6 protein-coding genes are annotated in these 6,312 nt (G+C 74.7%); 3 read left to right on the top strand and 3 right to left on the bottom strand.

Features of this window, described 5'->3' with window-relative positions:
- Positions 1-96 precede the first annotated feature (96 nt).
- Positions 97-675: a dienelactone hydrolase family protein gene (locus tag AB0M99_RS05690; protein WP_365917375.1), complete on the bottom strand. Its 579-nt coding sequence runs from the start codon at positions 673-675 to the stop codon at positions 97-99.
- A gap of 56 nt (positions 676-731) precedes the next feature.
- On the opposite strand from AB0M99_RS05690, the gene AB0M99_RS05685 reads away from it, so the two are divergent.
- Positions 732-1,796, top strand: a complete 1,065-nt coding sequence (locus AB0M99_RS05685) for a mechanosensitive ion channel domain-containing protein (RefSeq protein WP_365917374.1) — start codon at positions 732-734, stop codon at positions 1,794-1,796.
- A gap of 49 nt (positions 1,797-1,845) precedes the next feature.
- Here the strand turns inward: AB0M99_RS05685 and AB0M99_RS05680 are convergent, their stop codons facing one another.
- The gene (locus AB0M99_RS05680) at positions 1,846-3,231 is read right to left on the bottom strand and encodes a HAMP domain-containing sensor histidine kinase (RefSeq protein ID WP_365917373.1); all 1,386 of its coding nucleotides are present in this window, start codon (positions 3,229-3,231) and stop codon (positions 1,846-1,848) included.
- Positions 3,228-3,917: a response regulator transcription factor gene (locus AB0M99_RS05675; protein ID WP_365917372.1), complete on the bottom strand. Its 690-nt coding sequence runs from the start codon at positions 3,915-3,917 to the stop codon at positions 3,228-3,230. Before AB0M99_RS05675 ends, AB0M99_RS05680 begins: the two co-directional genes overlap by 4 nt.
- Positions 3,918-3,999: 82 nt before the next feature.
- On the opposite strand from AB0M99_RS05675, the gene AB0M99_RS05670 reads away from it, so the two are divergent.
- Together AB0M99_RS05670 and AB0M99_RS05665 are read left to right on the top strand one after the other, a co-directional pair.
- Positions 4,000-5,184: a UDP-N-acetylglucosamine--N-acetylmuramyl-(pentapeptide) pyrophosphoryl-undecaprenol N-acetylglucosamine transferase gene (locus AB0M99_RS05670; RefSeq protein WP_365917371.1), complete on the top strand. Its 1,185-nt coding sequence runs from the start codon at positions 4,000-4,002 to the stop codon at positions 5,182-5,184.
- Complete coding sequence (locus AB0M99_RS05665; RefSeq protein WP_365917370.1) at positions 5,181-6,179, top strand: SDR family NAD(P)-dependent oxidoreductase; 999 nt, start codon at positions 5,181-5,183, stop codon at positions 6,177-6,179. Before AB0M99_RS05670 ends, AB0M99_RS05665 begins: the two co-directional genes overlap by 4 nt.
- The last annotated feature ends 133 nt before the right edge of the window (positions 6,180-6,312 follow it).

The raw sequence follows: 6,312 nt of genomic DNA, 5'->3' as shown, positions 1-6,312 counted from the left end.
GGGTTTGCGGGGGGGGGGGCGGGTGGTGCTTGGCCCCCGCGGGGGCCGCGCCCCCGGCCCGTCCGGCCGCCGTGCCCGTAGGGCCCGTCCCGCGGGCTACAGGCCGTCGAGGAACGCGAGGACGACCTTCCAGGTCTGCTCCGCGGCCTGCGCGTCGTAGTCGTCGAGGCCCGGGTCGGTGAACAGGTGCCCGGCGCCCGGGTAGCTGTGGACCTCCACGTCGGCGCCGGCCCGCTGCATCCGCAGGTACCAGGCGGTCAGCCAGTCGTGCGGCTCGAACGGGTCCGGGTCCGCGATGTGCAGCTGCACGGGGAGGTCGTCCACCGAGGCGTCGTCCTCCAGGTCGGCCGTGCCGTGCAGGAGCAGCAGCCCGCGCGCCTTCTCGTCCGCCAGCGCCAGGTGCTGGGCGACGGAGCCGCCGAAGGAGAAGCCCGCGTAGACCAGACCCTGGTCGGAGTGGGGCGCGGAGGCCAGCACGGCACGCTTGAGCAGTTCGTCACGGCCGATCTCGTCCCGGTGGGCCATGCCCTCCTCGACGGTCTCGAAGGTACGCCCCTCGAAGAGGTCCGGTACGTGGACCACGTGACCGGCCGCGCGCAGCCGCTCGGCCGCCTCCTGCACGGCGGGCCGCAGCCCGTACGTCGAATGGAAGAGCATGATGTTCATGCCTCCCATCGTGCCAGTTGCCGAATGCGGGAGTACGCGGGCGCCTTCCGGTTACGTTGAAGACCATGGACACGGACTCCGTATTTCGCCCGATCGCTGTCATCGGCGGAATCCTGGTGGTCACCCTGCTCGCGGGGTGGCTGCTGGACCTGCTGCTGCGCCAGGCCGACGCCCGGCACGGCGAGACCCCGCTGTGGGGACTGCTGCGCCGCTGCCGCCCGCCCTTCCTGCTCGTCCTCGGCGCCGGGCTGCTCAGGGGCTCGTACCACCAGACGAAGATCCTCCAGGACCACGAGGAGGGCGTGGGCCGGACGCTCAGCCTGGTCCTGATCGCCGGCGCCGCATGGCTGCTGATCGGCATCGCCACGGCGGTCGTCGACTCCACCTACGCGCGCTACGCGGCCGGCGCCCCCGACGAGGCAAGGGTCCGCCGGGTCCGCACCCAGGTCACCCTCATCCAGCGGGTCGTCACCACGGTCATCGTGATCGTCGCGGTCGCGGCCATGCTGCTGACCTTCCCGGCGATGCGGACGGTCGGCGCCTCGATGCTGGCCTCGGCCGGCGTGCTCGGCATCGTCGCGGGCATCGCCGCCCAGTCCTCCCTGAGCAACCTCTTCGCCGGGCTGCAGATCGCCTTCGGCGACACCGTGCGGATCGGTGACACGGTGGTGGTCGACAAGGAGTGGGGCACGGTCGAGGAGATCACCCTGACCTTCCTCACCGTCCGCACCTGGGACGAGCGGCGCATCACCATGCCGGTCTCGTACTTCACCAGCAAGCCGTACGAGAACTGGTCGCGCGGCGGCGCGCAGATGACGGGCACCGTCTTCTGGCACCTGGACCACAGCGCGCCGATGGACCTCATGCGGGAGGAACTCCAGCGGCTCCTGATGGAGGTCCCGGAGTGGGACGGCCGCACCGCCAGCCTGGCGGTCACCGACACCACCCCGAACACCGTCCAGGTCCGGGCGGTGGTGACGGCCAAGGACGCGGACGACGTCTGGAAGGTCCGCTGCGCGGTCCGCGAGCACATGATCGCCTGGCTGGTCGCCCACCACCCGTACGCCCTGCCCAGGGTCACCTACGAGAACGAACCCCCGCAGGGGCAGGCCCCTCCGCCGCAGACCTGAGGCGCGGGACCACGGCTCCCGCGGGGCCCCGGCGGCGCCCGGCCACGGCTCAGAACCTCAGCCGGAACAGCGCGCCGCCACCCGGCGCCGCCTCGGCCAGCAGCTCCGCGCCGTGCGCCCGGGCGATCTGCCGGGCCATGGCCAGGCCCAGCCCGGACCCCGGCAGGGACCTCGCGGCGCCGGCCCGGTAGAACCGGTCGAAGACGTACGGCAGGTCCTCCTCGGCGATGCCCGGCCCGTGATCCCGTACGGTCAGCTCGGCCCGGCCCGGCGCGGCCGTCAGCTCCACCTCCACCGCGGCCCCGGCGGGGCTGAACTTGGCCGCGTTGTCGAGCAGGTTGCCCAGCAGCCGGCTCAGCCGCGCCGGCACCCCCGGGACCACCGCCGTCTCCGCCGCCGTCACGCGTACGCGGAAGGGGACCGCCGGCCAGTGCGCCCGCGCCGCCTCCGCGCAGTACTCCACCAGCGCGGCGAGGCGCACCTGTTCCACCAGCGCCTGCGGTTCCTCGTCCCGGGCCAGCTCGATCAGGTCGTTGACCAGGCCCGTCACTTCCCGCAGCTGCCGGCCCAGCGCGAGCGAGGCCCGCTGGCGCTGCTCGGGCGTCAGCCGCTCCCCCCGTGCCAGCAGCTCCGCGTTCGTGCGCAGCGCCGTCAGCGGGGTGCGCAGCTCGTGCGAGGCGTCCGCGACGAGCCGCCGCTGGGCCGTGACGGACTGCTCCAGCTCGCCCAGCATGGTGTTGAAGCTCCCGGCGAGCCGGGTGATCTCGTCCTCCCGCCCCGGCGGGGGCAGTTCGATCCGGTACCGCGGATCGCGGGTGGCGGCGATCCGCTCGGCCGTGGCGGCGATCCGGGTGACCGGGGCGAGGCCCGTGCGCGAGACCCAGTACCCGAGCAGCGCGGCCAGCAGCACCCCGGCCGCGCCGATCAGGACGAGCCAGTGCGCGGCCTGCCGGATCCCGTCCTGCACGGTGTCGGCCCGCAGCGCGACCTGCAGCGCCCGCCCCTTGGCGAAGTCGGTGGTCAGCATCCGCATCGGGTGCCCGGACAGCGTGATGTCGGTGTAGTACGGGGCCCGCTCGCCCGCGGCGACCTCCCGCGCGGCGGGCGCCACCGGCAACTGCCCGGGCGGCCGCGGATCCTTGGCCGGATCCGCCGGCACCACCTCCGCGCAGGCGGGCGCGGCCAGGAACCGGCACTCGCCGGCCAGCGTGCCCGGCCCGGCGCCCTGGTCCCGCCCGGCGGCGAGGCGCGCCGACTGGGTCAGGCTCAGGTCGAGCTGGTGGTACAGGGCTTCGCGCACGACGAAGTAGGCCCCGGCGCACACCCCGACGGCCACCAGCGCCACGGCCGCGGTCGTGGCCAGCGCCAGCCGGGTCCGCAGCGGCCTGCGCCTGCGCCAGGCCGCGCCGAGTCTGCGGCGGCCGGCCCCGCTCACGCCGCGTCCAGCCGGTACCCGACCCCGTGCACGGTGTGCACCAGCCGGGGCTCGCCGCCCGCCTCCAGTTTGCGGCGCAGGTAGCCGACGTACACGGCGAGGGAGTTGGAGTCGGGTCCGAAGTCCCGCCCCCACACCAGCTCCAGGATCAGCTCGCGCGGGAGCACCTGCCCGGGATGGCGCAGCAGCAGCTCCAGCAGCGCGGCCTCGGTCCGGCTGAACTCCAGCGGCCGCTCGCCGCGGCGCCCCGTGCGGGTCGCGGGGTCGAGGACGACGTCGGCGTAGGCGAGGGCGGCCGTCTCCCCCGCCGGGTCGGGCGCGGCCCGCCGCAGCAGGGCCCGGACCCGCGCCACCAGCTCGTCCAGCGCGAACGGCTTGACCAGGTAGTCGTCGGCGCCCGCCTCCAGCCCGTCGACCCGTTCGCTCACCGAGTCCAGCGCGGTCAGCACGAGCACGGGCGTACGGTCGCCCATCGCCCGCAGCTGGCGGCACACCCCGAGCCCGTCCAGCACCGGCATCATCACGTCCAGCACCAGCGCGTCCGGCTGCCACCCGGCCACCTCGGACAGCGCGGCCAGCCCGTCGGCCGCGCCGCGCACCTCGTACCCCTCCACGGCCAGGCCGTCCTCGACGGCCGCCCGCACCTCGGGCTCGTCGTCCACCACCAGAATCCGCTGACTGCTCATGGAGCTCATGACACAAAGCCTGCCAAACGGTCCGAGGGCCACCTCTTAGAACCTTCTTAGACCACACCGGGACCGTGGCCCCATGACCACACGAGACACTCCTCTGGCTCCACTCTCCGTCGTGATCGGCGCGGGCGGCACCGGCGGCCACATCTACCCGGGGCTCGCCCTCGCCCAGGCGCTGCGCGCGGCGGTCCCGGGTGCCGTGGTCTCGTTCATCGGGACCGAACGGGGCCTGGAGACCGAGCTGATCCCGGCCGCCGGATACCGGCTGCACACCGTCGACATGATCCCCTTCGATCCGTCCCTGGGCGCGAAGCGCTACCTGCTCCCGGCCGCGCTGCTGCGTTCGGCCGGGCAGGCTCGGGCGGTGATCCGCGCTCAGGGCGCGCACGCCGTCGTCGGCATGGGCGGCTACCCGAGCGCGCCGGCCGTGCTCGGGGCCCGGCTGGCGGGGCTGCCCGCCGTGATCCACGAGTCCAACGCGGTACCGGGGCGCGCCAACCAGTTCGCCGCCCGGCTCACCCCGCACATGGCGGTGGCCTTCGACCGCAGCCGGTCCCATCTGTCGGGCGGCGCGCAGGCGCTGACCACCGGCATGCCGATCTCCGCGGCGCTGTCGGGTCTGGCCCGGCTGTCCGGCCCCGAGCGGACGGCGCTGCGCCGGGAGGCCCGGCGGTTCCTGGGGGTGCCCGACGGGCGGCGGCTGGTGGTGTTCAACGGCGGCAGCCTGGGGGCGCTGCGGCTCACCGGGGCCGCGGTCGCGCTCGCGGCGGCCTGGCAGGCGCGGGACGACGTACAGCTGCTGGTCAAGACGGGTCCGGCGGCGCTGCCCGACGCCGTCGCGGAGCTCGCGGCCTCCGGCGGGGAGCGGGTCGCGCGGGCCGTGCCGTACCTGGACCGGATGGACCTGGTGTACGCGGCCGCCGACCTGGTGGTGTGCCGGGCGGGTTCGGCGACGGTCGCGGAACTCGCGGCGACCGGGGTCCCGGCCGTGCTGGTCCCCTACCCGCACGCCCCGGGCGACCACCAGACCCACAACGCACGGGTGCTGTCCGACGCCGGCGCCGGGCTGCTGCTGCCCGATTCCGAGACCACCGCCGAACGGCTCGCGGACCTCGTCGGCCCGCTGCTGGCCGACCCGGCCCGGCTGTCGGCGATGGCCGGCGCGGCCGATCCCGGCCCGCACGCGCGGGCCGCCGAACTGCTGGCGGCGGAGGTCCTCCGTGTCGCCAAGATCCCTTCCACCGCTTTGGAGTACGCGTGAGCACCGACTGGACCGACCGTACCGTTCTCGTCACCGGGGCCGAGGGCTTCATCGGCTCGACGCTGGTGGACCTGCTGGTGGCCCGGGGTGCGCGGGTGCGCGCCTTCGTGCACTACAAGCCGTACGCCGAGAAGGGCCACCTGGCCCGCTACCTCGCCGACCCCGGCGGCCCGGTGGAGATGTGGGCGGGCGACGTCCGCGACGCGGGCCGGGTCAGCGACGCGGTGGCGGGCTGCGACACCGTCTTCCACCTGGCGGCGCTGATCGGGATCCCGTACAGCTACTCCTCGCCGGGCGCGTACGTGCAGACGAACGTGACCGGCACCGAGAACATGGCGGAGGCCTGCCGCCGACACGGCGTGCGCCGCCTGGTGCACACCTCCACCAGCGAGGTCTACGGCACGGCGCTCACGGCCCCGATCTCCGAGAGCCACCCGCTCCAGCCGCAGTCCCCGTACTCCGCGTCGAAGATCGGCGCGGACATGATGGCGCTCTCCTTCCACCACGCCTTCGAACTCCCGGTGACGGTGGTGCGGCCGTTCAACACCTACGGCCCCCGCCAGTCGGCGCGCGCGGTGATCCCGACGATCCTGGCGCAGCTCCACTCGGGCTCCCGCGAGGTCCGCCTCGGCTCGACGACCCCGACCCGCGACTTCACGTACGTGACGGACACGGCGGCGGGCTTCCTCGCGGTGGCGGAGTGCGACCGGGCACTGGGCGAGGTGGTCAACCTGGGCACCGGCCAGGAGATCTCCATCGGCGCCCTTGCCGAGGCGATGATCGCGGCCACCGGCCGGGACGCGGAGGTCGTCGTGGACCCGAGCCGGCTGCGCCCGTCCGGCAGCGAGGTCCAGCGGCTCCTGTCGGACAACACCCGCGCCATGGAGTGGGCGGGCTGGCAGCCCGAGGTGTCGCTGGCCGAGGGCCTGAGCCGCACCTCGGACTGGGTCGCGGCGAACCTGCACCTCTTCGCCCCGGACCGCTACGCGGTCTAGGGGGTGTCTGGCGGCCGGACCCCGGCGCGCCCCGGGGCCCGGTCGCGCCGAGGGCTTCGCCGAGCACCCCGAACTCCTCGACGCCGTACGGGAGCAGCGCGGCCGCCGCCACGGGTACCCCCGCCCCGCGCGC

Origin of the sequence: Streptomyces sp. NPDC051183 (assembly GCF_040682455.1) — a bacterium.
Classification (GTDB): domain Bacteria; phylum Actinomycetota; class Actinomycetes; order Streptomycetales; family Streptomycetaceae; genus Streptomyces.
Note: the sequence above shows the minus strand (reverse complement) of the source record. Positions and strands in the feature narration are given on the sequence as shown.